The organism is Mesorhizobium sp. 1B3, assembly GCF_050958605.1.
Classification (GTDB): domain Bacteria; phylum Pseudomonadota; class Alphaproteobacteria; order Rhizobiales; family Rhizobiaceae.
In genome coordinates, this window is sequence record NZ_JBJHDO010000008.1 from 24,278 (window position 1) to 50,857 (window position 26,580).

At 63.8% G+C, this 26,580-nt stretch carries 26 protein-coding genes and 1 pseudogene; 13 read left to right on the forward strand and 14 right to left on the reverse strand.

Features of this window, described 5'->3' with window-relative positions:
* Positions 1–179: 179 nt before the first annotated feature.
* The 4 genes from ACCO56_RS20905 to ACCO56_RS20920 form a co-directional block, all read right to left on the reverse strand.
* A complete protein-coding gene (locus ACCO56_RS20905) occupies positions 180–1,025 on the reverse strand; it encodes a fumarylacetoacetate hydrolase family protein (RefSeq protein WP_433642786.1) in 846 nt (281 codons plus the stop codon).
* 99 nt (positions 1,026–1,124) lie between these two features.
* Positions 1,125–2,444 carry an aspartate aminotransferase family protein gene (locus ACCO56_RS20910; RefSeq protein ID WP_433642787.1) on the reverse strand — a complete coding sequence of 440 codons (1,320 nt, stop codon included), beginning with the start codon at positions 2,442–2,444 and terminating at the stop codon, positions 1,125–1,127.
* A gap of 143 nt (positions 2,445–2,587) precedes the next feature.
* Positions 2,588–3,517 (reverse strand): 2-hydroxyacid dehydrogenase, encoded by a 930-nt coding sequence (locus ACCO56_RS20915; RefSeq protein WP_433642788.1) that lies wholly within the window; start codon positions 3,515–3,517, stop codon positions 2,588–2,590.
* Positions 3,518–3,555: 38 nt separating this feature from the next.
* Complete coding sequence (locus tag ACCO56_RS20920; RefSeq protein ID WP_433642789.1) at positions 3,556–4,710, reverse strand: mandelate racemase/muconate lactonizing enzyme family protein; 1,155 nt, start codon at positions 4,708–4,710, stop codon at positions 3,556–3,558.
* 44 nt (positions 4,711–4,754) lie between these two features.
* Here ACCO56_RS20920 and ACCO56_RS20925 point away from each other — a divergent pair.
* The 7 genes and pseudogenes from ACCO56_RS20925 to ACCO56_RS20955 form a co-directional block, all read left to right on the forward strand.
* A pseudogene (locus ACCO56_RS20925) lies at positions 4,755–4,940 on the forward strand (LacI family DNA-binding transcriptional regulator); the annotation flags it as partial.
* Positions 4,941–4,997: 57 nt separating this feature from the next.
* Positions 4,998–5,828, forward strand: a complete 831-nt coding sequence (locus ACCO56_RS20930; RefSeq protein WP_433643034.1) for a LacI family DNA-binding transcriptional regulator — start codon at positions 4,998–5,000, stop codon at positions 5,826–5,828.
* A gap of 228 nt (positions 5,829–6,056) precedes the next feature.
* Entirely contained in the window at positions 6,057–6,917 is an 861-nt protein-coding gene (locus ACCO56_RS20935) for an amidohydrolase family protein (protein ID WP_433642790.1), read from the forward strand.
* Between the two features lie 43 nt (positions 6,918–6,960).
* On the forward strand, positions 6,961–7,932 hold the full coding sequence (locus ACCO56_RS20940) for a Bug family tripartite tricarboxylate transporter substrate binding protein (protein ID WP_433642791.1): 972 nt from the start codon (positions 6,961–6,963) through the stop codon (positions 7,930–7,932).
* Positions 7,933–7,990: 58 nt separating this feature from the next.
* Entirely contained in the window at positions 7,991–8,482 is a 492-nt protein-coding gene (locus tag ACCO56_RS20945; RefSeq protein WP_433642792.1) for a tripartite tricarboxylate transporter TctB family protein, read from the forward strand.
* Positions 8,473–9,972 (forward strand): tripartite tricarboxylate transporter permease, encoded by a 1,500-nt coding sequence (locus ACCO56_RS20950; protein ID WP_433642793.1) that lies wholly within the window; start codon positions 8,473–8,475, stop codon positions 9,970–9,972. The genes ACCO56_RS20945 and ACCO56_RS20950 overlap by 10 nt, the downstream gene beginning before the upstream one ends.
* 70 nt (positions 9,973–10,042) lie before the next feature.
* Positions 10,043–11,776, forward strand: a complete 1,734-nt coding sequence (locus ACCO56_RS20955) for an IlvD/Edd family dehydratase (RefSeq protein WP_433643035.1) — start codon at positions 10,043–10,045, stop codon at positions 11,774–11,776.
* Positions 11,777–11,957: 181 nt separating this feature from the next.
* Here the strand turns inward: ACCO56_RS20955 and ACCO56_RS20960 are convergent, their stop codons facing one another.
* Together ACCO56_RS20960 and ACCO56_RS20965 are read right to left on the reverse strand one after the other, a co-directional pair.
* Positions 11,958–12,734: a cyclase family protein gene (locus tag ACCO56_RS20960; RefSeq protein ID WP_433642794.1), complete on the reverse strand. Its 777-nt coding sequence runs from the start codon at positions 12,732–12,734 to the stop codon at positions 11,958–11,960.
* Between the two features lie 28 nt (positions 12,735–12,762).
* Complete coding sequence (locus ACCO56_RS20965; RefSeq protein ID WP_433642795.1) at positions 12,763–13,749, reverse strand: fumarylacetoacetate hydrolase family protein; 987 nt, start codon at positions 13,747–13,749, stop codon at positions 12,763–12,765.
* A gap of 95 nt (positions 13,750–13,844) precedes the next feature.
* Here ACCO56_RS20965 and ACCO56_RS20970 point away from each other — a divergent pair, with 95 nt between their 5' ends.
* The 6 genes from ACCO56_RS20970 (at position 13,845) to ACCO56_RS20995 (ending at position 18,302) form a co-directional block, all read left to right on the forward strand.
* Positions 13,845–14,783 carry an ABC transporter substrate-binding protein gene (locus ACCO56_RS20970; RefSeq protein ID WP_433642796.1) on the forward strand — a complete coding sequence of 313 codons (939 nt, stop codon included), beginning with the start codon at positions 13,845–13,847 and terminating at the stop codon, positions 14,781–14,783.
* The gene (locus tag ACCO56_RS20975; protein WP_433642797.1) at positions 14,780–15,496 is read left to right on the forward strand and encodes a GntR family transcriptional regulator; all 717 of its coding nucleotides are present in this window, start codon (positions 14,780–14,782) and stop codon (positions 15,494–15,496) included. The genes ACCO56_RS20970 and ACCO56_RS20975 overlap by 4 nt, the downstream gene beginning before the upstream one ends.
* Complete coding sequence (locus ACCO56_RS20980) at positions 15,493–16,260, forward strand: ABC transporter ATP-binding protein (protein WP_433642798.1); 768 nt, start codon at positions 15,493–15,495, stop codon at positions 16,258–16,260. The genes ACCO56_RS20975 and ACCO56_RS20980 overlap by 4 nt, the downstream gene beginning before the upstream one ends.
* Positions 16,257–17,018: an ABC transporter permease gene (locus ACCO56_RS20985; protein WP_433642799.1), complete on the forward strand. Its 762-nt coding sequence runs from the start codon at positions 16,257–16,259 to the stop codon at positions 17,016–17,018. The genes ACCO56_RS20980 and ACCO56_RS20985 overlap by 4 nt, the downstream gene beginning before the upstream one ends.
* Before the next feature lie 10 nt (positions 17,019–17,028).
* Positions 17,029–17,796: an ABC transporter permease gene (locus tag ACCO56_RS20990; RefSeq protein WP_433642800.1), complete on the forward strand. Its 768-nt coding sequence runs from the start codon at positions 17,029–17,031 to the stop codon at positions 17,794–17,796.
* 101 nt (positions 17,797–17,897) lie between these two features.
* Positions 17,898–18,302, forward strand: a complete 405-nt coding sequence (locus ACCO56_RS20995; protein WP_433642801.1) for a Fur family transcriptional regulator — start codon at positions 17,898–17,900, stop codon at positions 18,300–18,302.
* A gap of 251 nt (positions 18,303–18,553) precedes the next feature.
* Here ACCO56_RS20995 and ACCO56_RS21000 read toward each other — a convergent pair whose 3' ends face one another.
* From ACCO56_RS21000 to ACCO56_RS21035, 8 genes are all read right to left on the reverse strand, one after another.
* Positions 18,554–19,639: an ABC transporter ATP-binding protein gene (locus tag ACCO56_RS21000; RefSeq protein WP_433642802.1), complete on the reverse strand. Its 1,086-nt coding sequence runs from the start codon at positions 19,637–19,639 to the stop codon at positions 18,554–18,556.
* Positions 19,640–19,656: 17 nt separating this feature from the next.
* Positions 19,657–20,484 carry a carbohydrate ABC transporter permease gene (locus tag ACCO56_RS21005; protein WP_433642803.1) on the reverse strand — a complete coding sequence of 276 codons (828 nt, stop codon included), beginning with the start codon at positions 20,482–20,484 and terminating at the stop codon, positions 19,657–19,659.
* Complete coding sequence (locus tag ACCO56_RS21010) at positions 20,481–21,353, reverse strand: carbohydrate ABC transporter permease (protein WP_433642804.1); 873 nt, start codon at positions 21,351–21,353, stop codon at positions 20,481–20,483. The genes ACCO56_RS21005 and ACCO56_RS21010 overlap by 4 nt, the downstream gene beginning before the upstream one ends.
* 36 nt (positions 21,354–21,389) lie before the next feature.
* Positions 21,390–22,670: an ABC transporter substrate-binding protein gene (locus ACCO56_RS21015; RefSeq protein WP_433642805.1), complete on the reverse strand. Its 1,281-nt coding sequence runs from the start codon at positions 22,668–22,670 to the stop codon at positions 21,390–21,392.
* A 63-nt stretch (positions 22,671–22,733) separates the two neighbouring features.
* Positions 22,734–23,471, reverse strand: coding sequence for an SIS domain-containing protein (locus tag ACCO56_RS21020; RefSeq protein WP_433642806.1), 738 nt, complete (start codon positions 23,469–23,471; stop codon positions 22,734–22,736).
* Complete coding sequence (locus ACCO56_RS21025; RefSeq protein WP_433642807.1) at positions 23,468–24,193, reverse strand: GntR family transcriptional regulator; 726 nt, start codon at positions 24,191–24,193, stop codon at positions 23,468–23,470. Before ACCO56_RS21025 ends, ACCO56_RS21020 begins: the two co-directional genes overlap by 4 nt.
* A 67-nt stretch (positions 24,194–24,260) precedes the next feature.
* Positions 24,261–25,757, reverse strand: a complete 1,497-nt coding sequence (locus ACCO56_RS21030) for an FGGY-family carbohydrate kinase (RefSeq protein WP_433642808.1) — start codon at positions 25,755–25,757, stop codon at positions 24,261–24,263.
* Between the two features lie 45 nt (positions 25,758–25,802).
* Entirely contained in the window at positions 25,803–26,543 is a 741-nt protein-coding gene (locus ACCO56_RS21035; RefSeq protein ID WP_433642809.1) for a GntR family transcriptional regulator, read from the reverse strand.
* Between the last annotated feature and the right edge of the window lie 37 nt (positions 26,544–26,580).

Below are 26,580 nucleotides of genomic sequence, written 5' to 3' on the forward strand. Positions count from 1 at the left end.
GCAGCCCATCCGGTGCCGGTTTTTTGATGTGCTGATCGCCGGTTTCACCGCCGATCGTCAGCGGATCTGGCGCTCGACGGCCGAAATACGGCAGCGTGCGCTGAAGCTGAAAGAACTCTCGCTGCAGGGAAGAAGCAGGCTCCGCAACGCGGAGCCCCCCTCTTTGCGCTCGTGACCTGTCAGGCGTCGGCCACGAAACGCTGCTTCTGGCTACCGAGGCCGGCGATAGAGAGTTCGACCAGGTCGCCATCGCGAAGGTAGCGCTGCGGCTTCATGCCCATGCCGACGCCGGGCGGCGTGCCGGTCGCGATGACGTCGCCCGGCAGCAACGACATGAATTGCGACAGGTAGGAGATGAGGAAGGCCACCTGATAGACCATCGTCCGGCTCGAACCGTCCTGCATCGTCTTGCCATTGACGGAAAGCTTCATGGCCAGACTCTGGGGATCGGCAACCTCGTCGCGCGTCACCAGCCAAGGGCCGATCGGGCCGAACGTGTCGCAGCTCTTGCCCTTGGTCCACTGACCGGAGCGTTCGCTCTGATAAGCTCGCTCCGAGACGTCGTTGACGACGCAATAGCCGGCGACATGGCTGAGCGCGTCGGCCTCGCTGACATTCTTCGCGGTCTTGCCAATCACGACGCCGAGCTCGACCTCCCAGTCGGTCTTCTGCGACCCGCGCGGTATGCGCACATCGTCATTTGGGCCGCAGATCGCCGACGTCGCCTTCATGAAGACGATCGGTTCCGGCGGAACGGTCGCGCCGGTTTCGGCAGCGTGATCCGAGTAGTTCAGGCCAATGCATATGAACTTGCCGACATTGCCGACGCAGGGGCCAATGCGGGTCGACTTGTCGACCAACGGGAGGCTCGACGGGTCAATGGCGGCGAGACGCGAGAGGCTGGCGTCGGACAGCGCGTCGCCAGCCAGATCGGCCAGATGGCCGGTGAGGTCGCGGATGTTTCCCTCGGCATCGAGCAGGCCGGGGCGTTCAGCGCCGCTGGCGCCATGGCGCAAGAGCTTCATGTTCTTCTCCTGGAAGTGGTACGGCGCCGGTTTCCCGGCGCAGGCATCGGTCGCGCCGCCCGTGCCGGAGACAGGGCGGCGCGATTCTCCGGATAAACGTCAGTTCAGAGTCGAGACAACCGTCTCGGCCAGCTCGATCGTGCGGTCGATGTCGGCGTCGGTATGGGCGAGGGAGATCGAGCCCTGCTTGGTGATGACCGGGAACTGGAACACGCCTTTCTCGATCAGCGCGCGGCGGAAATTGATGTCGCGCTCGGCGTCGTGATTGAGCACGACATCGCGCCAGCTGACGGGGGCGTGATCCATGAAATAGACGGCGAAGGCCGAGCCCTGGCGGACGATCGTCGTCGGGTAGTTGCGTTTGGCGAAGACCTCATTGAGCCCGGCCTCCAGCCGCGCGCCGAGACGTTCCAGCTCGCCATAGACTTCCTTCTCGCGCGTCTTCAACCGCGTCAGGCAGGCCTTGGCCGCGGCGACGTTTACCGGATGGCCGTTATAGGTGCCGGCGATGACGACGCGCTTGGCAGGCGAGGGATGAGCGCACAGGCTCATGATCTCGCGTTTGCCGCCGACGACACCCATCGGGTAGCCGTTGGCCACTGCCTTGCCGAAGGTGCACAGATCCGGCGTGACGCCGGACAGCGACTGATAGCCGCCGAGCGCATGTCGAAAGCCGGTCTTGACCTCGTCGAAGATGAGCACCGTGCCGTATTTGTCGCAGAGCGCGCGCAGTCCTTCGAGATAGCCCGGAAGCGGCTTGACGATGCCGATGTTCTGCAGGATCGGCTCCAGGATGATCGCCGCGACGTCTCCTTTGGCAAGCGTCCGTTCCGCGGCCTCGAGGTCGTTGTATTCAATCGCGCGGACGATCTGGTCGATCACCTTCGGCACACCGGCCGTTGTGACGCTGAGCGGATATTCTTCACCGGGACGATGCGGCTCGACGAAGGAGGCCGGGTCCATCAAATTGTAGCTGACATAGTCGAAGCAGCCATTATAGCCGCCCTGCATGACAACGACGACGTCGCGGCCGGTGTGGGCGCGCGCCAGACGCAGCGCGTAACCGACCGCTTCCGAACCAGTGCTGGTCAGCTGAAGCTGTTCGATGCCGGGCACGCATCCGGTGATCAGCTCGGCGATCTCGGCTTCCCACGGCATCGTGCCGGCGCCGATCAGCGACGCGCCGGACCGGATCGCGTCGATCACAGCGTCGTCGATCTCCTTGTCGCCATGGCCGAAGAGGTAGGGGGCGAAGCCGGCATGGTAGTCGATGTATTGCTTTCCGTCGGCGTCATAAAGATAGGCGCCCTCGGCGCGAACGAAAAGCTTCGACGGGTTGATGGCGCGGTTGAGCGACATCGTGCCTCCCGCGATGTACTGGCGCTGTCGCTCTACCTGGGTGGTCAGATTTTCCGGCATGTTCTCGTCTTTCTGCTTGCGAGTTGCGCCAAGCTCCGGTGCGGCCAGCTCGCTGGCCGACGCTGCCCGAAATCTTGACGGTGTAGCGAAGTTGGGCAAGATTTAACGTTAAGTCAATGGGCGAATCGCAATGTTTCGGCGATTCATGCCACCCGTGTGAGCAAAGGCTTGCCGGCAAAGTGCGCGTCGAGGTTGGCGAGCACCAGAGCGCCCATGGCGTCACGCGCCTCTCTCGTTGCGGAGCCCTGATGCGGCGACAGCACGACGTTGTCGAGATTGCGCAGCGCCTCGGGAACAATGGGCTCGTTGGCGAAGACATCAAGCGCCGCGCCACCGAGCTTACCGTTCGTGAGAAGCTCGATCATCGCCTCCTCATCGACGACCGACCCGCGCGCGACATTGACGAAGACGCCGTCGGGTCCGAGCGCCTCGAGCACGTCCCGGCTGACGAGGCCGGCCGTGTCCTTGCCGCCTGACGTGATGGCGACGAGCCAGTCGACGTCGCGCGCCATAGCGCCCAAATCGGCGTAATACAGGTAGGGCTGGCGAGGCTGCTCGCGCCGCCCGTGATAGACGACGCGCATCTTCATCGCCTGTGCGCGGCTTGCTATCTCCCTGCCGATGCGGCCAAGGCCGACGATCCCGACCGTGCCTCCCGAAAGCTCGCGATAGACTGGCAGGCTGCTGTCGGCCCAGCGTCCGTCGCGGACGAAGCGGTCCGCCTGCGGCAGGCGACGCGCGAACGAGATCATCAGGCCGATGGCAAGTTCGGCCACGGCATCGCTCAGAACATCGGGCGTGTTGGTGACCATGATCTGGCGCTCGGCCGCCAACGGAATGTCGATGGCATCGTAGCCAACGCCAAAATTGGCGATGATCTCAAGCGCCGGCAGCCGGCTCATCAAATCGCGCGGCACGCCGATGCCGGCGATCGCCCGGATCGAGCCGCCGACCTCGGCAATCAGCCTGTCGCGATCCTTGGCGGTGTGCAGCTTGTGCACGACAAATCGTTCGGCCAGCGCCTTCTCGGTGGTTTCGGGCATCGCAAAGGTTTGCAGCAAATGAATGCTCATGGCGTTCTCTATCCTCGCGGTTTATGTTCGAACAGGGTTCAGGGCCAAAAGGTGCTGCCTTCAACGAAGGCGTATTTGGCCAGCAGTTCGTCGGTCAGGTTGACCCCGAGGCCAGGCGCCGTCGGCGCGGTGAACGTGCCGTCCACGAGCTTGAACGGTGTCCCGGCGAGTTCCTCCACCAGTGGAAGGCCATGCGTCGGATATTCGAGATAGCGCGCGTGCGGATCGGCGAACGCCAGACTGTAGTTGGCGGCGAGGCAGGGGGCCATTCCCCAGGAATGATAGATCACGCGGACCCCGTGTGCGCGTGCGATCGCCGCGATCTCCAGACATTCCGAAATGCCGCCCGAATGGGTCGGGTCGGGCTGAACCCAATCGAGCGCGCCATGCTCAAAGAAGGGCAGGAATTCGTGCACGCCGACAGCGGTCTCGCCGGCGGCGACGGGGATGGCGCTGTGCTGGCGGACGAAGGCGCAACCTTCATAGTCGCGATTGCCAACCGGGTCCTCGAACCACGTGATGTCAAACTTCTCGATCGCGTCGATGTGGGCAAGCGCTTCCTTGGCCGAGAACGGCCGCGGATTGTGCCCCATGACCGCGTCGACCATCAGCTCGACGTTGGGGCCGAGCACATCGCGGCATAGGCGCACCTTCTCGACGTCCTCCGCGATCGAACGCCCAATGCGGATCTTGACGGCGCGGAAACCGAGCTTGAGATAGTTCTCCATCTCGGCGACCAGTCGATCGCGCGGGGCGTCATTGCCGCCGCTTGCATACACAGTGATCGCATCATGCGCTTTGCCGCCGAGGAGTTCGTAGAGCGGCACGCCCAATGCCTGCGCCTTGATGTCCCAGAGTGCAACCTCGATCGAGCCGGCGACCATGAGTGGTAGGCCAGCCTTGCCCCAGGCGAGCGATTTCGAACGCAGCCTGTTGAACAGTTTCGTTGCCTGCGTGGCGTCCTCGTCGAGGAGCAGCGGCGCGTAGTTTTCGACCAACGCCCGCGTAGCCACCGGCGCGCTGAGGCCGGGATAGTAGGCCTCCCCAAACCCGCGCAAGCCGGACGCAGTCGTTACCTCGATCAACGCCGTGTTCCAGTAACGCATATTGCCGCCGGCCCACTTGATGCCGGTCTTGCTGATATCCTGGGTCAGGAGATGGCAGTGGACCTTGGTGATTGTCGTATCGCTCATGATTGTTTACCTGCTGAGAGGGCCGCTCGGTCTGCGTCGCCGCAATGAAGCTGGGAGTTGGAGATCTGGTGAAGAAGGAAGGGCCGCAGCCCAATCGCACTGTCACGATCAAGGATGTGGCGCGTGAAGCGGGCGTCTCGGCGATGTCGGTGTCGAATGTTTTGAACGGACGCGGGCGCATTTCGGATGCAACGGCGACCCATATCCGCGAGGTGGTGAAGCGGCTGGGTTACCGGCCGTCTGTCGCGGCGCGCCGGCTGCGATTGTCCCAGCAGTGGACAATCGGCATGCTGATCGTGGTCGAGGATCCGGACTTCCTGAGCGATCCGTTCATCACCGCGCAGGTGACAGGTCTGACGAATTACCTCACGGCGCATGCATACAGCCTGATCCTGCGGGGCATGAAACCGTCGGACTTCCGCACGACGAACCTGTTTCAGGATATCGACGCGGACGGAATGGTGGCGATCCTGTCGGGCGAGCGTGTGCAGCGGGACTGGTTCGTACGCGAACTGTCGGCGCTGCGCGTGCCGCTCGTGCTGCTGCAGGAGGACAGGCTGCCTGCGAACAAAGACAGCGCCATCATCCGACAGGACGATTTCGACGGCGGCCGACAGATCGCGCGGCACCTGCTGCGGAACGGAGCCCGCAATTGCTGGGTTCTGCTGCCGCAGGTGGAGTGGGCGGCGATGCGTGCGCGTATGGATGGCGCGGCATCCGAATTTGCGCTCGCCGGCGCGCCGGCGCTCAACATCGTGGAATGTGGCGACGAGAGTTTCAGCGTCACGTACAACGCCACTCTGGAGGCGCTCAGAACCTTGCCGACGCCCGATGCGATCATTGGCGGCAACGACCAGATGGCTATCGCCGCGATGAAAGCCTGCAGCGCAGCCGGGCTCGACGTCCCACGAGACGTCCAGGTTACCGGCTTCAATGCATTCGAGATGTGGCGCTATGTCGATCCCGTATTGACCACGGTTCGTTCGGCCGCGCATGCGCTTGGCGAACGGGCCGCGCGCGAGCTGATCGACAGGCTGCAGACGGGCCAATTTCGCGAGCGCGAGATTATCCTTCCGATCGAGTTTCAGCTGGGGAAATCCACAAGCCCGCGCCAGTAATTCTCCGGCCTTCGCCAGCGATGCCAAGTTCCGGCCTCCTCCGCATTTGACAAGCCGCAAGATCGGTGTATCGTTAAATCATAGGGGAGGCAATATGGCATCGATCGCGCTGTCTGACCGTGGAGGAGAAGGCTTTGGATGTAGGCGCAGCCTCGCCTATCGAAATGTCGCGCGTCGAGACGACCGTAGCGCCCGCACCTATCCAGACGCTTGAACGGAGCCTATTCGATGATCGTCGACTGCCATGTGAACATCTTCAATGCAGACCAGTTCACCCCGCCCGAGGTTGACCTGACGAGCAGCGCGCGGCCCGGGGGCGTTCCGATGGCCGCTGACGCCGACACGATCCACGCGGCAATGAAGAACGTCGACAAGGCGATCATCTTCTCGCTGCGCTATAAAGATTCGGTGGGCGTCGACGGCAACGACGAAGTGACCGCGGCGGCCGTCGCCAAATATCCCGACAAGTTCGTGGGCTTCGCCTGCGTCGATCCGCGACGTCCAGACTATATGGAGCTGCTCGATCACGCCATTGGCACGCTGAAGCTGAAGGGCGTCAAGTTCGGCCCAATCTACAACAGCGTCCCGCTGGACGATCCGCGCCTCGACCCTGTCTACGCCTATTGTCAGAAGAACGATGTGCCGCTGACCATGCATATGGGCACGACTTTCGCGCGGGATACGCTGCTTGACGCCGGTCGTCCGCTGCATGTCGACGCGGTCGCGCAACGCTACCCCGACCTCAAGATGATCATGGCCCATATGGGTCATCCGTGGATGGACGAATGCATCGTCGTCGCCCGCAAGCGACCGAACGTCTATGCCGAGGTCTCGGCGCTTTGCTATCGCCCTTGGCAATTCTATCAGGCGCTGGTTTCGGCGCAGGAATACCTGATAACCGACCGAAACAAGATCTTCTGGGGCACGGATTTTCCGTTCGCACAGGTCGACGAATCGATTGAGGGATTGCGCAATATCAATCGCCTCGTCGATGGCACGCCGCTGCCCAAAATTTCTCAGGAAACGATCGACGCGATCCTGCACTCCAATCCCTTCGAGCACTGGTGGCACAAGCCGCTGGCCGTCTGAGGCGAATATCCAAACATAGCCAATTTTGAGTGGGAGCAATCAAATGAAGAATCTTCTGAAGATGGCGGTTGCAGGCATTCTGGCGAGCGGAATGGCATCGTTTGCGGCATTCGCCGACGATTGGCCGAACCGCCCCGTCACCGTCATCGTGGCGGCGGGCGCAGGTGGCGGAACGGATGCGACGGCACGCTGGCTGGCGGCCGATTTCGAACAGAAGTTCGGCAAGCCGTTCAACATCGTGAACCGCGCCGAAGGCGGCGGCATTCCCGGCATCACCGAACTGGCCAATGCGACGCCTGATGGCTATACGATCGGCATTCTGTTCAACTATGCGCCGTTCCGTCTGCTTGGAATGGGCAATCTGTCCAGCGATTCCTATACTCCGATCGCCCAGTACAATTTCGATTACGCGGCCATCCACGTGAAGGAAAACAGCGAACTGAAGTCGGTTGCCGACGTGGTCGAGAAGCTGAAGGCCGATCCTCAGTCGCTGGCAATTGGCTGCGGCGCCGTCTGTCCCAGCAGCTGGAGCAGCGCTTTCTCCAAGGTGCTGATCGATAACGGTATCGACATCAAGGTGTTGCGTTGGGTGCCGAGCGCCGGCGCGGCCGCCGGCCTGCAGGAGCTGGTCGCGGGCGGCGTCGATCTGCTTACCGCATCGCTGCCCGAGGCTGCGGCGCTGATCGACGCGAAGGAAGTCCGGCCGCTTGCTGTTCTTGCGCCGGAACGTCTGAAGGCGTTCCCGGATGTACCGATCGCCAGCGAGCAAGTGCCGAACGCTGCCCCCGGCGGCGTGTTCCGCGCGGTCGCGGGCCCGGCCGGAATGCCGAAGGAGATCGTCGACAAGCTGGAAGCGGCGACGAAGGAAATCTATGACAGCGAGCAGTTCCAGAAGAACATGTCGGAGCGGGGTTTCGGTCTGCGCTATGCTGACCGCCAGGGTCTGCTCGATTGGATGAAGCAGCACGAGGCCGATACCGAAACGGTCCTGCGGGCGGCCGGCGCCGTCCAGTGAGGAGACCGGCGGCGCGGCGGCTCGCCGCGCCCTACGTCGGAGGCTCTGGGGAGAGGTCATGAAGGTATCCGATGTCATTTTGGGGCCGATCGTCGTCGCAATCGGCGTGATCGCGCTGATCGCCGCGTCCATGCAGCCCAAGCCTTTCTTCGGCGGCGGTTATGGGGGAGGTTTCTTCCCGGCGATCGCCGGCGGCGTGCTCATCGTCGCCGGCATCGCGCTGGCCTTTACCGGCTGGCAGCAGCGGGCGGCGACGCCGCTGCTGGAAATGGGAAGCTGGGTCAACTCGCCACGCCATATCGCAAACGCCGCCGTCGTCATCGGCTCTCTGATTTTCTACATTCTCTTGTCGAATTTCCTCGGATTCATCATCGCCGGCTTCCTGGTGACCTTCGCGACGCTGTTGCAGTTCACGCGCGCGCCTCTCGGCTCGTTCGTCGTCGCAGCGGTCGCAATCCTCGTCGTCAAAATCGGCTTCCAGGATTTCCTGCTGGTGCCGTTGCCCTGGGGGCTGCTCGAATCCTATGCGGGAGTCCTTACATGGAGGTGATCTACGAAGCCTTTCTGGCGTTGATGCAGCCGGACGTCCTGCTGGTCATGCTGCTGTCGTCGATCTTTGGGCTGTTCGTCGGCGCCATTCCGGGTCTGACAGCTACCATGGCGGTGGCGCTTCTCGTGCCTGTCACGTTCTTCATGCCGGCTCTGCCGGCGATCGCCGCTATCGTCAGCGCCAGCGCCATGGCTATCTTCGCCGGCGACATCCCGTCGGCGCTGCTCCGTATTCCGGGCACCCCCTCATCGGCAGCCTACACGGACGCAGCCTATCGATTGACGATGCGAGGCAAGGGCGAGGTCGTGCTCGGCGCTTGTGTCGTCACTTCTGCGGTCGGCGGTCTGATCGGTGCGCTGTTCCTGATGTTCTTCGCACCCGCCGTGGCGAAGTTCGCGCTCAGCATCAGCAGTTACGAATATTTCTGGCTCGTCTGCCTTGGCCTGACGTCGGCCGCGTTCATCGCGCCGGGCAATCCGATCAAAGGCATGATCTCGTTGCTGCTCGGCCTGCTCGTTGCGATGGTCGGCGTTTTCCCCGTCACCGGGCAGCCGCGCTTCACGTTTGGCAGCACGGCGCTCTATGGCGGCGTCGGGCTCGTCGCGACGCTGATCGGTATGTTCGCGATCGCCGAGATCCTGCGGTACGCGCTGGCACGCGAGGCGATGCCGAGCATGGCGACCAACAAGATCGGCAACATCTTCAAGGGGCTGATGCCGGAGTTGTGGCGTTATCGCTCCGGCTTCGGTCAGGGCATCGTGGTCGGCACTGTGACCGGGCCGCTGCCCGGCGCCGGCGCGGACATCGCAGCCTGGATCTCCTATGCGCTTGCCCGCAAATTCACGCGTAACCGCAAGGAGTTCGACGAAGAAGGGATGGAAGGCATCATCTCGGCCGGCGCCGCAAACAATGCGAGCGTCTCTGCCAGCTATGTGCCGGCGACAGTGCTCGGGATTCCGGGCGACTCGATGACCGCGATCGTCATCGGCGTGCTGTTCATGAAAGGTCTGACGCCGGGTCCCGCCATCTTCAACAATCAGCCGACGCTGATCTACGGTATCTTCCTGTCGTTCATCATTGCCAACCTGCTGATGGTCCCACTCGGTTACGCGGCGATCAAGCTGTCGCGCTACATCCTCGACGTGCCGCGCTCCTATCTCATGCCGGTGATCCTGATCTTCTGCATCGTCGGCGCATTCGCCATGGACAATACGCTGTCGGCTGTAGTGACCATGCTGATTTTCGGTATCGTCGGCTGGTTCATGGAGGAGAACGGTTTCCCGATAGCACCGGCTTTGCTCGGAATCGTACTTGGACGGATGCTGGAAGAGACCTTTCTTACCTCGATGATCAAGGCGCAGGGAGACTTCCTGCAGTTCTTCTCAAGGCCGATCGCCGGGACGATCGGGGTGATCACCATCCTCATCTGGATATCCCCGCTGATCATGATGTTGTGGAATCGCGTGAGGCGCAGAAAGGCGATTGCCTGACCCCACACGCGGGGCAGCGAGGTACAAGAGACCAGGTCGTTTGTCCGTTTTCCAGTTATGGCCGGAGTACATGCCAGACAAACCGAAAATGAAACAGTCTTTTCGCAGCGCAGAGTGGTTCGGGCGCGAGGGCAAATACGGGTTCATCCCGCGCAGCTGGATGCGCGGCCAGGGGTTCGGCCCGGAACTGTTCGACGGTCGGCCTGTCATCGGTATCTGCAACACCTGGTCCGAGCTCAATCCATGCAATCGACATCTGCGCGAACTGGCCGAATACGTTAAGCGCGGCGTGCTTTTGGCCGGCGGCTATCCGCTCGAATTTCCGGTCATGAGCCTTGGCGAGCCGCTGATGCGGCCGACGACAATGATGTTCCGCAACCTCGCCAGCATGGAAGTCGAAGAAACGATCCGTGCCAACCCGATAGACGGCGTTGTACTCCTGGCAGGCTGCGACAAGACCACGCCCGCTCTGCTGATGGGCGCCGCAAGTTGCGATATTCCGAGCATCCTCGTTTCCGGCGGCCCGATGCTCAATGGCCGTTTCCGCGGACGTGAACTTGGCTCCGGCACCGATGTTTTCCACTTCGACGAGGAATATCGCACCGGGCGACTGAGCAAGGCTGACTACGAGGAAGCCGAAGCAGCGATGAGTCGCTCCGCGGGTTCCTGCATGACGATGGGCACAGCCTCCACCATGGCGTCGCTTGCCGAGGCGATGGGTATCGCACTGCCGTTGAATGGCGCGATTCCCGCTGTTGATGCCCGCAGGCGGCGTTTGGCGGAACAGGCAGGCCATTGCATCGTTTCGCTCGTGCGTGGCGGCGTTACGATTTCCAAGATTCTGACGAGAGCTGCGCTCGAGAATGCAATCGTCGTCAACGGGGCCATTGGTGGATCGACCAATGCGGTGGTCCACCTGTTGGCACTTGCGGGTCGACTCGGGGTGCCGCTGACGCTGGATGACTGGGATCGACTGGGTGCGGGGGTGCCATGCCTCGTCGACCTGAAGCCGTCCGGCCGATTCCTGATGGAAGATTTCTACTATGCCGGCGGATTACCCGCGCTGATGAAGCGAATAGCGCCGCGACTGTGCCTCTCTGCGCCGACCGTGGAGGGCGCAACGATCGGCGAACGTTTGATTGGTGCCGAATGTTACAACGACGAGGTGATCCGGCCGCTTGAACATCCGGTCGCCGAGCAGGGCGGCATTGTCGTCTTGCGCGGCAATCTCGCGCCCGAAGGCGCAGTGCTGAAACCATCGGCGGCATCGCCGCGACTGATGAACCACCGCGGGAAAGCACTCGTCTTCGAAACGGTCGACGATTACCGGGCCCGCATCGACGATCCGGACCTGCCCGTGGAGGAGAATTCCGTTCTTGTCCTGAAATCCGTCGGGCCCGTTGGGTATCCAGGAATGCCGGAAGTCGGAAACCTCGTTCTCCCAGCCAAGCTCGTCGCCCGCGGCGTCACCGATATGGTGCGCATTTCGGATGGACGGATGAGCGGGACCGCCTACGGAACTGTGGTACTCCACGTCTCGCCGGAATCTGCCGTCGGTGGCCCGCTGGCATTGGTGCGGACTGGTGACGAAATCGTGCTCGACGTTGCCGGACGCCGTCTCGACCTCCTCGTTGGCGACGATGAACTGTCTCGTAGGCGGGCAGAACTCAAACCTGCAGAACCACATTTCGACCGTGGCTATGGCGCAATGTTCACCGGCTCGGTTCAGCAGGCTCATCTGGGAGTCGACTTTGAGTTCCTCGTCGGCAAGTCCGAGCTCAAACGCAGTCAAGAGTCGTTTTGATAGTACGCTGTGTTCGTCGGCGAGGATGTCGCACCCCATGCGGCGTTCGGTGCTTATGGAGCCCGCCAGGGGCCGATTGCAGCGCGTCGGTCAGCGGCGAAAATGTCGTAAAATTATCGAATGCAGGACGCGGCGCAGACAGAGCCTTCAATGCGTCCTGCATCGGGAATGGGATGGCCGCTTAGTCCTCCAGGATAGCGACGGCGCGCGTCCAGCCGGCGGAAGCCTTTTCGATCTTCACCGGGAAGCAGCTCACCATGAAGCCGGTCGAGGGCAGCTCCTCCAGCTGGTGCAGCTTCTCGATATGGCAATAGCCGGTGTGGCGCCCCGCCTTGTGGCCTTCCCAGATCAGCGAGGCGTCACCGGTTTCGGCATATTTCTTTGCGGTATGCACGAAGGGCGCGTCCCAGCTCCAGCCGTCCGTGCCCGTCACCCTGATGCCCCGGTCGAGCAGATACATGGTCGCCTCATAGCCCATGCCGCAGCCGCTGGCGACGTAGTTGGGCTGGCCGAAACGCGTGCCGGCTGACGTATTCACCACGACGATTTCGAGCGGCGTGAGTTCATGGCCGATGCGCTTGAGTTCGGCTTCCACATCGGCGGCGGTGACGACGTAACCATCGGGGAAGTGGCGAAAGTCGAGCTTCACGCCCGGTTGGAAGCACCATTCGAGTGGCACCTCGTCGATACGCATGGCGGGTTTGCCGCGATCCTGCGTCGAATGATAGTGCCATGGCGCGTCGAGATGCGTGCCGTTGTGCGTGGACAGCACCACCCGCTCCACCGCCCAGCCTTCGCCGTCCGGCAGATCTTCCGCCTTCAGCCCGGGGAAGAAGCTGACGATATCGCCGATGCTCTGCTTGTGGTCGATATAGGTGATGGCCGGGATCTGGATCGGCGGATCGGCCGGTATGTCGTTGGCGATGGGGATCGACAGATCGATGATGCGTCGTGCCACGGTTTCTCCTCCTCTTTGCCGGCCGCCTTCAGGCCTTCTGCCGGACCACCTTGTTCTTCAGGATGCCGATGCGCTCGACTTCCAGCTCGATCACGTCCCCGTCCTGCAGGAAGCGGCCGTGCTCGAGCCCGCAGCCGTTGCCGACCGTGCCCGAGCCGATGAATTCGCCGGCGAAGACCGTCTCGTCCTGCGACATGTGGGCCAGCATCTCCTCGAAGCTGAAGAGCATGCCCTCGGTCTTGCCCTGTGACCAGACCTCGCCGTTGACCCGCGCTTCCATCGCGAGCGAATAGGGATCGCCGATCTCGTCGGGCGTCACGATCCACGGTCCGATCACATTCGCGCCGTCGAAGCTCTTGCCCTTTGCCGGCCCAAGCCAGCCGGGCATCTCCTTGGCCTGCTGATCGCGCGCGGAGAAATCGTTGAAGATCGTATAGCCGAAAATATGCTCGGCAGCACGCGAGGCGGGGATATTGGCTGCCGTGTTCCACGTGACGACGCCGAACTCGAGCTCGTAATCCATCACCTGGCTGTAGCGTGGCCAGGTCACGGTGGCGCCGGGGCCGCGCACGATCATGCGGTTGGTGATGTAGTAGATCGGAAGCTGCCGGTAGACGGCTGCAAGCTCGGCAAGCGGCTCGGCGTCGATCGCGGCGAGCGCGGCGGCGTCGCCCTTGGCAAGGAGCCGGCGCATGCCGCGCGGCGATTGCCGGATGTGCGTGGGAAAGCTCATGCCGTCGCGCATCTGCCGGGGCTCCGGCAGCGGCGCGAGAAGCTCGACCGAGCCCAGGGCAACAGAAAGATCCTGCTCGCCGCCGCGCGAGGAGAAGAGCTCGGCGGCGCGGTCGAGGCCGCGGCGTCCGGAATCGATCAGCGCGAGCATCGATTGGAAGGCCGGATCGCCGCCGCCTTCGCGTTCGGCCGCCAGCGCAAGATCGAACAGCCTGTCGTCGTCGCCGTGGACCAGAGCGATCCGGCTCTCGCCGGTGTTTAACCTGTATGTCGCGAGCCTCACGACGCCTCCCTCTTGTGATTGTATATAAACTATGTTTTTATCGATAGCTGAAATCCACGGCTGATGGAAGCCGTTTTCCAGGGAGGAAGAACAAGATGAAGTCGTTCGGATCGGTCGCGTTCGGCGCGGCCTTGGTGGTGGCTGCGTTCTCAGGCGCGCCTGCCTTCGCCCAGACCAAAATCGCCATCGGCTGCACCGCAACGACCGACTGCGCTTCGGCTGCGGTTGCCCTCGAGGATGGCATCTTCAAGAAGAACGGACTCGATGCGGAACTCGTGTTGATCGGGCTCAATTCGAATATTCCGGCCGCGCTGCTTTCCGATTCCATCCAGATCGGCGGTCCGACGCCGTCGGTGTTCCTCCAGGCCGCCGACGGCGGGCTTGACCTTGTCGCGGTCGCGGGCGCCTCGTCCACCGCGAAATCCACCGTCGATTCGGCTGCGGTCGTCACGCCGGCCGGCAGCGCCGTCAAGGACGCCAAGGATTTCGAAGGCAAGAAGGTCGGCGCGCCCGGCATAGGCGCGTTCCTGCACGTGCTTTTCTCGCAATGGCTCATCGACAAAGGCGTCGATCCGAAGAAGGTCAACTTTGTCGAAGTCACCTTTCCGACCATGAACGACGTTCTGAAGTCCGGCGCGGTGGATGCGGTGGTGACGGCCGAGCCGATGCTGTCGCGTATCGTCGGCTCCGGCACGGGCACGGTCGCCGGCTATTATCTGGAATCGATCCCGGATGGTCGGCCGCAGATCCTCTACGCCTCGACTCGTAGCTGGGCTGACGCCAACCCGGAAGCACTCACAGCTTTCCGTGCGTCGATCGACGAAGCCGCCAAGATCGTCAACGCGGATCCGGAAAAGGCCAAGGGCGCGATCTCGCGCTTCACCAAGATCCCGCTCGACGTGCTTTCCAAGATGAAGCTCTCGGTTTCCGATCCCAAGATCGAAGCGGAGCAACTGGAGTGGTGGGTCGGCGTGATGGACAGGCAGGACATGCTTCAGTTGAAGCCGGACGCCGCCAATCTTATCCAGAAATGACATCCATTCAAACGGAAGACCTTGCCGAGGCCGCGCCCGCTGCGGCCTCGGATACGCTCAGCGAACGCGCCGCCGCCCTCATCGAACGCGACATATTGGCTGGCCTCTGGCTGCCGGACACGCGGTTGGGCATTCATGCCTTGTCCGGGCACTACGGCATAGGCGCCACGCCTCTGCGCGAAGGTCTTTCGCGGCTCGTGTCGCGCGGCCTCATCATGGCCGTCGGCAAGAAGGGCTTTCGTGTCGCCAGCACGTCGCGCGCCGATCTCGAGGACATCACGCGCGTGCGCACCATGGTCGAGGTCGAAGCTCTCAGGCGGTCGATCGCGACGGGCGGAGACGAATGGGAGGCAGGCATCGTCGCGGCGCTCCATAGGCTGCGCCGCTCTCTGGACCGAGATCCCGAAACCATGCGGGAAGGAACGGCAGAATTCGACGAGCTTCACAAGGCCTTCCACCGGGCGCTGCTCGCGGCCTGCGGTTCGGAGCGGCTGCTGCGCCTCCATGACGAGCTCTATCTGCAGGCCTACCGCTATCGCCGCGTCATGATGAACCGTTTCCAGGATCCAGCATGGTTCCTCACGGAGCATCAGGAACTGGCCGACATCATCATCGCCCGCAATGTGGACGAAGCCGTGAGCCGCCTTTCCAATCATCTCAACCACACGCTTGTGATCGTCTATGGCGAGACAGGCACGGACAAGTCCGCATGAGAACCGATCCGGTTATCGAATTCGACAATGTCAGCCTGTCCTATGGCGGCAAGCCGGTCATCTCGGACATGTCGCTGTCGATCGGGCGGGGCGAAATCGTCTGCGTCATCGGGCCCTCGGGCTGTGGCAAGACCACGGCGCTGCGCATGGCGGGCGGCCTTGTGCGGCCCGACAGCGGAACCATCCGCCTGCTCGGCCAGCCGCTCGCCGGGCCGCGGCGCGACGTCGCCATCGTGTTCCAGGATTACGGCAAGGCGCTTCTGCCCTGGCGTACGGCAGCCGGAAACGTGTCGCTGGCGCTGGAGGCGGCGGGCTTGCCGGCGCGCGAGCGCAAGGGCCGCATCCACGACCTGCTTTCCAAGGTGGGCCTGCCCGGGCACGCCGACAAATATCCGACTGAGATGTCCGGCGGCATGCAGCAGCGTCTCCAGATCGCGCGCTGCCTTGCCCAACAGCCGTCCGTTCTCCTGATGGACGAGCCTTTCGGAGCGCTCGACGCGATGACGCGCCAGACCTTGCAGGACGAGATGCTGTCGATCGTGGCGGGTACCGGTACCACCGTGTTCTTCGTCACCCATGATCTGGAGGAGGCGATCTATCTGGGCGACAGGGTGATTGGCCTCCTGCCCAATCCCGGGCGGTTGGGAACGGTGGCGGAGGTCGACCTGCCGCGTCCGCGGGACCAACTGGGCACGCGTGAGATGCCGGAGTTCCTGCGCCTGCGGCGCAGTCTTTTCGACTTCATCGAGAAGGCCGAGGCATGAAAGCGGGCCTGAAAGCACTCGTGCTGCCGGTCGCCCTCCTCGTCGCCGCGGAAGCGGCCGTGCGCATTTCCGGCACGACCAGCCAGGCGATTGCCGCGCCGACCGCCGTCGCGGTGGCGCTGGCCGAGGCGCTGATGGACGGCTCCCTGCTGGCGGCGACGCGCGACACGCTGTTCGGCGCCTTCGCGGGCCTTGCGCTCGGTTCGGTCCTCGGCCTTGCGCTCGGCATTCTGCTCGGGCTGGTGAAGCCGCTCGACAGACTGATGGAGATCACCATCGAGGCGGTGCGCCCCATCCCGTCGGTCGCCGTCATTCCCATTGCCATGCTCGCCCTCGGCTTCGGTTACGGCATGGAAATCGCCATCGTCGCCTTTGCCTGCCTCTGGCCTATGCTGATCCTGTCGCGGTCGGCGATCACCGGCATCGAGCCACGTCTCCTGGAAGTCGCGCGCGCCCTGCGCCTGTCGCTCCTCCAGCGTGTTTTCAAGATCGTTCTGCCCGCTGCGTTGCCGCGCATCATCGTCGCCTTCCGGCTCGCGGCCGGCATTGCCCTGGTGGTCGCCGTGACCGTCGAGATCGCGGCCAATCCGCTCGGCCTGGGCTACGGCATCCTGATCGCCCAGCAATCGCTGCGTCCGGAACTGATGCTGGCCTATCTCCTGTGGATCGGCGTTGTCGGCCTCCTCGTCAATGCCTTGCTGGCCTGGGGGCAGGGGCGCCTGTTCGGCCGGGCCGCTCTCGCGACGGCGAATTCGTGAGGCGCCGTACATGAAAGAAAACCGGATCCTCTGGCTCGCCGGCAGTCTCTTCGTGGCTGCATGCTTCGTGCTCTTCTGGCAGTGGGTGGCGGACAACAAGCTCGTCTCGCCGGTCTTCCTGCCGGGGCCGGACAGGGCCTGGGCCGCTCTCGTGAAAGGCATGACCAAGGGGGATCTCGCCGTGAAGCTCATGGCGACCGTCGAACGCATGATCTGGGGCTGGCTGATAGCCTCGCTGGTCGGGATTGCGCTCGGTGCGGCGATCGGCACTTCGCGGGCCCTTCGCGCCTATGTCGCGCCGATGCTGGAGTTCCTGCGACCATTGCCGGCTTCCGCCGTGATCCCAGTGGCCATTGCGATGCTTGGCCTTTCCGACGCGATGGTACTGACCGTCATCGCCTTCGGCGCGTTGTGGCCGGTCCTGCTCGCCACCATCCACGGCTTCTCCGCCGTCGAGCCGCGCCTCTATGAAGTGGGACGGGCGCTCGGCCTGTCGCGCGCCGCGGTGATCGGCAAGATCGCGCTGCCGTCGGCGAGCCCGGACATCCTCGCCGGCATGCGCCTCGGCCTTACGGTGGCGCTCATCCTTGCCGTGGTCTGCGAGATGCTTGCGGGGCGCGACGGGCTCGGCAATTGGATATTGCTTGCCGCGCGTTCCTTCAGGGCGCCCGACCTCTATGCCGGCGTTATCCTGCTCGGCGTTCTGGGCTATGTCAGCTCCGTGCTGCTCGCGGCCTTCGAGGCGCGCATGCTCGTCTGGCGCAGCCGCGCACGCTGAATATCTGCCTCTACCGGCACATTTGGGAAAATCGCGCCGAATTGCTATCTATCGGCTCGGGATCATGCGAAACCCGGCGTGGTGATGGCAGGAACGGAACGATGCAGGCCAAGGCGACCCTGACGAAAAACCAGCTTCTGGTCCTGGAGAAGCTCGAGGCGGCGACCGGACCGCTCAGCGCCTATACGCTGCTGGACCTCCTGCGCGAGCGGGGCTTCCGCGCGCCCCTTCAGGTCTATCGCGCTCTCGACGTGTTGATGAAGGAAGGTTTCGTTCATCGGCTGGAAAGCCTCAACGCCTTTGTCGCCTGCTCGGAGAAGCACGACCATAGCCATCGCATGACCGCCTTCGCGATCTGCGACAAATGCGGACAGGTCACGGAATTCTCCGATGATGCGGTCGAGCAGCAGCTCGATCACTGGGTCGGATCGACAGGATTCGTCGCCAAGAAAGCCGTCATCGAGTTTCGCGGCACGTGCGCCAAATGCGCAGCCATGGCTGCGTGAGGCCGCCTATTCCGATTTCCCGCAATCAGGCGGCAGTTGACCGGTCGCAAGTTGCCCCTCACTGTCCTGCCGGACATCTCTCCCCGTATTACGGGGAGAGAGACGACGGCCGCTTGGGTTTCGCCAGTCGGCAACGGCAGGCGATTGGCGAAAGTCGCGATGACAGCGTCCTTCTCCCCGTAATACGGGGAGAAGATGCCGGCAGGCAGATGAGGGGCCTGCCCGAACGGTCAATCCCCTTGCCACCTATATCAAACCCTCTTCCCGCCATCATCGAACAGGAAGGCCTTGGTCGGGGCGATGCCGAACAGCCCGGTGTCGCCCGGCTGGACATTGCGGGCGTCGCGGCTCTCCACGACGAGCGGGTTGCCGTCGGCGAGCGCGGCATGGATGTAGGTGACGCCGCCCAGCCGCTCGACCACGGTGACCTTGCCTTCGACCGCACCCGCCGCGCCCTCTGACGCCACGAAATGCTCCGGGCGGATGCCGAGGCTGAGCTTTGTGCCGGGTGCCGGCGGGGTGCCGCGCGCAGCAATCGTGACCCTCTTCAGGCCGAAGGCCGGAGCCTCCACCATGACATTTCCTCCGTCCACGCCCGACGCCGTGACCGGGATGAAATTCATCCGCGGGGAACCGATGAAGCCGGCCACGAAGGTGTTATCGGGGTTCTCGTAGAGTTCGAGCGGCGCGCCGACCTGCTCGATGCGCCCCGCGCGCAGCACGACGATGCGGCTCGCCAGCGTCATCGCTTCGACCTGGTCGTGGGTGACGTAGATCATTGTCGATTTGAGCTCCTGGTGGAGCCTGGCGATCTCGATGCGCATCTGGACGCGAAGTTCGGCGTCGAGATTCGACAGGGGCTCGTCGAACAGGAAGACTTCCGGCTTGCGCACGATCGCCCGGCCGATCGCAACGCGCTGGCGTTGGCCGCCGGAAAGCTCGCGTGGCTTGCGCTTGAGATAGGGTTCGAGGTGGAGGATGCGCGCGGCGTCCGCCACCTTTGCCTCGATCTCGGCCTTTGGATGTCCCGACATCTCCAGGGGGAAACCCATATTGGCGGCGACCGTCATGTGGGGATAGAGCGCATAGGTCTGGAACACCATGGCGATGCCGCGCTTGGCTGGATCGACGTCGGTGACGTCGCGGCCGCCGATCGTGATCCTGCCCTCCGACGTCGTCTCGAGGCCGGCGATCATCCGCAGCAGCGTGGACTTGCCGCACCCGGATGGCCCGACGAAGACCACGAATTCGCCGTCGGCGACGGCGAGATCGACGCCGGTGATGACCTCCGTGGCGCCGAAGCGCTTCTTGACAGCATTGAGTGCGAGGCCCGCCATGAGAGCTTGTTTCCGTTCTATTTGACAGCGCCTTCGGTCAGGCCGGAGACGAACCACCGGCCGACCAGGGCGAAAAGGATCACGACGGGGATGGTGGCGGCGGTGGCGCCGGCGAGCAGCAACCCCCAGTCGATCTGGTACTGGCCGATGATGCCGGCGAAGCCGACCGGGATCGTCCGGTTGGCGTCCGACACGATCAGCACCGAGGCGAAGAGATATTCGGTCCAGGACGAGATGAAGGCGAAGATGGCGACGCTGGCGATGCCAGGCGCGATCAGCGGCATCAGGATGCGCAAGAGGATGGTCGTGGTCGGCGCGCCGTCGATGATCGCAGCCTCCTCGATCTCGCGCGGAACCGAGGCAAGGAAGGAACGCATCATCCAGATCGAGAAGGGAAGCGCGAAGGCGACATTGACGATGACGAGGCTCGCCCGGCTGTCGATCAGGCCGGCCTTGGCGAAGAGGCCGTAGAGCGGGATCAGCACGACGACGCCGGGAAAGGCGTAAGCCAGCAGGATCAGCCGATAGAGTGCGTTCCTGCCGGGAAATTCCATGCGGAAGAAGGCGTAGGCCGCCGGCAGCGCCAGCACCACGGTGACCAGGGTCGAAAACAGCGCCACGGCAAGGCTGTTGACGAGATAGGCCGGGAAATCCGTGAACTGCAGGAGCTTCTGGAAATGCTGAGTGGTGAAGCTCTGCGGGAACATTGTCGGCACGCGCTGGATGATCTCGCGCGGCACCTTGAACGAACCGGTGATCACCCACCAGAAGGGTAGCCCCACGACGAGCACCAGGAGGCCGAGGCCGCCATAGAGCGACAGTGATTGCGGGACGCTGCGTTTCATGGCACGGCCTCGCTGGCGGTCATGGCGCGGGTGGCGAGGAACGCGAAACCCATGAGAAGAACGCTCGTGATGACCGAGATCGTCGCGGCCTCGCTCAACCTGTAGCCCTTGAACGCCGTCTCGTAGATCAGCACGGGCAGGGTCTGCGACGCCTGGGCCGGTCCGCCGGCGGTGAGCAGCCAGATCACGTCGAAGACGTTGAACGAGAGAAGCGTGCCGACGACGGCCAGCACCAGCAGCGTCGGCTGCAGAAGCGGCCAGGTGATGCGGGTGAAACGCCTGACGGCACTCGCGCCGTCGATGCGCGCGGCTTCGTAGAGATCGCCGGGAATGCGGGTGAGGCCCGCGAGCATCATCAGTGCTGTGAACGGAAACCAGCGCCACGAATTGATCATGATGAGTGTTGTCATCGCTCCTTCGCGGGTGGCGAAGAAACCGACCGGGCGGTCGATGATGCTGGCCTGGATGAGCAGCGGATTGATCATGCCGCCCGAAGTCGAAAGCAACCAGCGCCAGATGATGACGACCACCACGGTCGGCACGATCCAGGTCAGGATGATCCAGGTCCGGGCGATACGCACGCCGGGAAATTTCTGGTTGAGGATGAGGGCCGTGCCGAGGGCGAGCAACGTCTGAACGACGGCATTGGCGACGACCCAGACGATGCTGCGGCCGAACGCTTTCCAGAAGCCTGCGCCGCCGAGCACGGATAGATAGTTGGAAAAGCCGACGAAGCTGCCTTCGGAGCCGATCACGCCGACATTCTGGAAGCTCAGGATAATCGCCTGGACCAGCGGCCAGCCGAGCACGGCCAGCAGGAAAAGAAGCGCCGGGGCAACGAAGATGAAGGCCAGCGTTGTGTTCTTCATCGATAGGTCATGCCCTGCTGCCCCGGCGTCGGTTCGTTACTTCTTGGCGGTGATCTCGGTCATGCGCGCCTGACCCGCCTTGACGGCTTCCGCGGCGCTCTGGCCATCGACCACGATATGCTGCAGGGTCTCGGCGATCACATTCTGCGCCGAGATGGCGCCGATCGACGGGAACACCTTGCCGGTGGTGAAGCCGAACAGTTTGCCGGCGCTGGCATTCGCCACCATCGTCTCGACCTGGCTCTTGTACTTGGCGACGACCGGATCGTTCCAGAAGGAAGCGGCCTTGGCCCCGTCATCGGTCACAGGCAGGAAGAGGCCGGGCTCCATGGTCAGGAAACGGCCATAGGTCTCGGGCTCGAGCAGCCAGGTCAGGAACACCTTGGCGGCGTCCTGCTTGGCCTTGTCCTTGGTGGTCAGCATGATGGCGTTCGAATAAGAGATCGTACCGGAGGCAGACTGGTCGTCGGCATGCGGCACCGGCGCCACGCCGAGATCGGCGGCATCGCCCTCGGCCTGGGTGTCGTAGGTGTTGATCACGCCGAACTGCAGGATCATGCCGCATGTGCCGCTGGCGAAGCAGGCCTCGGCCTCGCCCCAGGTCCAGGATGTGCTGTCCGGCGGGGAGAGCTTCTGAAGCTCGCTGTAATACTGGTAGGCGGCGACCGTCTCGGGTTTGTCGAAAGCAATCGTGCCGTCGTCGGCATAGATGTCGGCCGCGCCGTTATTGACCATGAAGCTGTACACTGTCTGGTCGGTGTAGAGCTGCTTGTTGGCGGGGAGGCCGATGCCGTATTTGCCGTCGGTCGAGAGCTTCTCGGCCGCAGCCTTCCATTCGGTCCAGGTCTTCGGCACCTGCAGCCCCGCTTCCTTCAGCGCGCTGTTCCGATACCACAGCGAGATCGCCATGTTGTAGGCGGGCACTGCCCAGACATGGTCGTCATATTTGTAGGGCGCGAGCGTCGCCTCCACGAAGCCATGCTTGGCGTCGAGTTCCTTGACGAGGTCGTCGACCGGCACCACCGCGTCGATGCCCTTCATCACTGTGGTGAAGTCCGGAATGGCGAAGAGCAGATCAGGGCCGGTGCCTGCCGCGATGGCGGCCGGAGCCTTGGCATAAACCTCGCCCCAGCTCTGCGGCTCCTGCTTCACGACGATGTCGGGATGCGCCTTGTTGAACTCGTCGAGCAGTTCCTGCACGCGCTGGACCCGGTGCGGCGGCTGTTCCATATGCCACAGGGTCAGGCTGACCGGTTCCGCGTAAGCGGCGCTGCTCAGCAATGCGGCGACTGCCGCGAAAGGTAAAATCGTCTTCATTGTCTTCGTCTCCCTGTTGTCCGTGTTCCCCAAAGGCGCGGAATCCCCGAAAAGCGTCTCTGACTATAAATGCGGATTGCGTGGACGGTAGCGGGCGATCAGCGCCTCGTTGACCTCCGCCGCGCCCGGCATGTTGGCGCTGAGATAGATCGGCGCGCGGACGCCCGATGCCTGGAGGCGCGCCGCGACCTCGGCCAGTACCGCGTTCATCATCGCCGCGCCGACCGGCGTCGAGATCGGTCCGACACGAAGCTCGCTGCCCGGTACGGAGGTGATCGCGTCCCCGGGAGGCGCGCCATTGTCGAGCACGATGTCTGCGACATCCGCGAGCCTCGTGCGGCCCTTGGCAGCTGCCTTCGAATAGGTTTCCGAGGTAATGGCTATGACAGTGGCGCCCCGTTCTCGGCCGATCTGGGCGGCCTCCACGGGTGCGGCATTCACGCCGCTGTTGGAGACGATGATCAACACGTCGTCCGGGCCGATCGGATAACGGTCGAAGATCGGCGCCACGAGGCCGGGCATGCGCTCGAAGACCGTCCCTGCGACCGCGCCTTCGTGGACCATCGTCGGGCCCGAAAGGATCGGCACGGTAAGCGCCAGGCCGCCGGCGCGGTAGTGCGCCTCTTCGGCCATGGTGTGGCTGTGCCCGGTGCCGAAAATATAGACGAGCCCGTCGGCCCTCGCGGTCTTTTCGATCGCGTCGGCGGCCTTGGCAAGTGAGGCGCCATTCTGCTCCAGGAGCTTGCCGATACGTTCGGTCAGCTCGTTGAGATAGGCGGCGGCGGTTGCGATCTTTGTCATGTCAGCCTCAATCTAACCCGCATCGTGAAACAGTCGCCCCGGTAGGACGAGCGAACATATTCGAGCGGCCGCCCGTCGCGGCCGAAGGTGCAGCGGGTGAACTTCAGGATCGGCGTGCCGGGCTCGATGTCGAGAGCGGCAGACGTGGCGGCATCCGGCGTGTCGGCGAAGACGGTTTCCTCCGCTTCGGTCGGCATGTGGCCATAGTCGTCGCGCAGCACGCGATAGAGCGAATCCATCGAGAAATCGGTGCGCTCGAGCAAGCCGGGCGCGAGCGCGACCGGAACTTCCGTGCGCTCCACCGCGACCGGCTCGGCGTCGACGAGGCGGACACGCACCAGCCTGTGCACCGGCTCGTTTTCAGTAATATCGAGAGCGCTGGCCACCTCGGGATCGGCGGCGCCCAAGCCCGCATCGAGCACGATGCTCGAAACCCGGCGGCCGGCGCGCCGCATCTCCTCGGTGAAGCCGCTCAGAGTGCGCAGTTGCTTCTCGATGCGGGGCTGGGCGACGAAGCAGCCGCGGCCGACCCGCGTCTCGACGAGGCCCCGCCGCTCCAGCGACTTCAATGCGTGGCGTGCCGTCATGCGGCTGGCACCGAGATCCTCGGCGATCTGACGCTCGGAGGGCAGGCGGTCGCCGGCCTTCAGCGCTCCGGAGCCGATCCGGGCTTCCAGCGAGCGGGCGATGCGCTGATAGAGCGGCACCTGGTCGACCATCATAGGCGGTATATCCCGCTAGAGCAATGTGGTATGTACCACTCAATCTACGCAGGCGCCGGCATTTTCGTCAACGCGCCGCGATCGCCTTGTCCCGATATTTTCGGTAGTTCGCGAACGCCGCATCCCAGGCCGGCTTGGCCGATGGCGCCGGGTTTTGGCTCCGTTCGATCCGCCGGGTCGAGATCGAGGCTTCCCGGATCGACGGAAACCAGCCGATGGCCGTGCCGGCGAGCAGGGCCGCACCGCGCGCGCCGAACTCGGTTCCGGCCGGCACATGCACGGTCTTGCCGAGCGCGTCGGCGATCATCTGTGTCCACATATGGCTTTTGGCGCCGCCGCCGGTGAGCAGCAGCGTGTCGCCGATATCGGGCAGGTCGGCCAGGAGGTCCCGGATAGCGAGCACCACGCCTTCATAGACGGCGCGCATCATGTGCGCACGGCCATGGCGGGGCGTGAGCCCGTGGAAGCCGGCGCGGGCCTGGGCGTCGACGATAGGCGCGATGATGCCGCTGTCGCTGAGATAGGGCAGGAAGACCACGCCGTCGCTGCCGACCGGCACGGCGGAAACCATGGCGTCGAGCTTCGCGAAGACGCCGGGATCGCGGGCGGCTTCGGCCATGATCGTCTCGATCGCCCAGTCGAGATTGAGCGTGCCCGCAACGTTCACCATGGCGCGGAACCAGGCTTCGCCGGGCAGCGTGAAGAGCAGGCCGAGGTCGGGCGGCGTGAAGACGGGGGTGTCGGAGACGACACCGACGATGCAGGTCGTACCGAGAACGGCAAGCGCCATGCCGTCTTCGAGCGCGCTGGCGCCGGTCACGGTGGAGGGCACGTCGCCTGCTCCGATTGCGACGGGTGTACCTTCCTTCAATCCGGTCGCGGCGGCGGCCTCGGCCGTAACCGTTCCAGCCAGGCTTTCGGAATCGCGAACCGGCGGTAGCTTGTGGGCGATGTCCGCAAGGCCGAAGAGATCGAGCATGGCGTCGCTGCGGCCGCTCCGACGCGCGTCACCCGGAGCGACGGCTGCCTCCGTCCGGTCGGCCGCGGCTTGCCCCGTCAGCTTCATGCGCAGGAAATCCTTGTAGCTGAAGATATGGGCGGCACGGTCCACGATTTCGGGCTCGTGCCGCCTGAGCCAGGCGACGAGGGGCAGCGTGCAGCCCTGCTGCATGACGCAGCCGTCCTCCTGAAAGATCCGATGGTAGAAATCCGGATCTTCGGCCGCGCGACGGTCGAGCATCTCCTGGGCGCGGCTGTCTTCCCAGATGATGCCGGGCCGCAATGCTTCGCCGCTGGCATCGACCAGCCAGGCGCCGACCATCGCGGCGGAAATGCCGACGGCCGCAATGTCGTCGCTGCCGATCCCGGCCTTGTCGAGCGTGCCCTTGATGGCGGCGCGCGCTGCCTCCCAAGCCGCGACCGGGTCGGTCTCGCACCAGCCTGGTCGGGGGCGGTGCAGGACAACACGGTGGGTGCTGCTCGCGATCTCGGCCCCGTCCCTGTCGAACACGGCGGCCTTGGTCATGGAGGAACCGGCGTCGATACCCAGGAGAAAACGGCTCATCGAAATTCCAATGTTAGAGCGAGTGGTGTCGCCAGCGACGCCTTATCAATCCGGGAAGGAGAGATCGACGACGAAATCATAGGCGTCGCCACGAAAGATCGAGTGGCTCCATTCGACGAGTGTTCCGTCGCCGAGTTCGGCCACACGGTGGATGTCCAGCGCGGCATGGCCGTCCTCCACCTCCAGCAGGCGCGCCCACTCTCCGCCGATCGTCACCGCTGTGATGTTCTGAAAGGCCCGGACCGGCGAGTGGCCGCGTGCCCTCAAGGCTTCATAGAAGGAGACGCCGACCGCCTGCGGGTCGGGCAGGAAACGGGATGGGCTCACCGTCCATTCCAGGGCGATCGGCTCGCCGTCGGCGAAGCGCAGACGATGAAGTCGCGCCACGGGATCACCGGGCGCTATGCGCAGCCGACGGGCTTCTTCCGCATCGGCCGGACCGCTTTCGCGATAGATCCAGGCCGTGCCGGGCTCGCGGCCTCTGGCGCGCATGTCCTCGCTGAAGGAATAGAGGCGCGACAGGCTTTGGGCGACGCGCTGCGGTGGGCCGGCGACGAAGGTGCCGCTGCCGTGACGGCGCACCACCAGACCGTCGGCGACCAGTCCGTCCAGGGCCTTGCGCACGGTGACACGCGAGATGTCGAGTTCTTCGGCGATCTCCCGCTCGGAGGGCAGCGTCATGCCGGGATGGGATTTGCCCGACCGGATCGCCTGGCTGATCCAGTTCTTGAGCTGAAAATAGGCAGGGCTCGAACGGTTCAGGCGGAACCCTTCAAACGAGAACATGGCGTGCTCGCGAATCTGGCTAATACCAAAATGATAC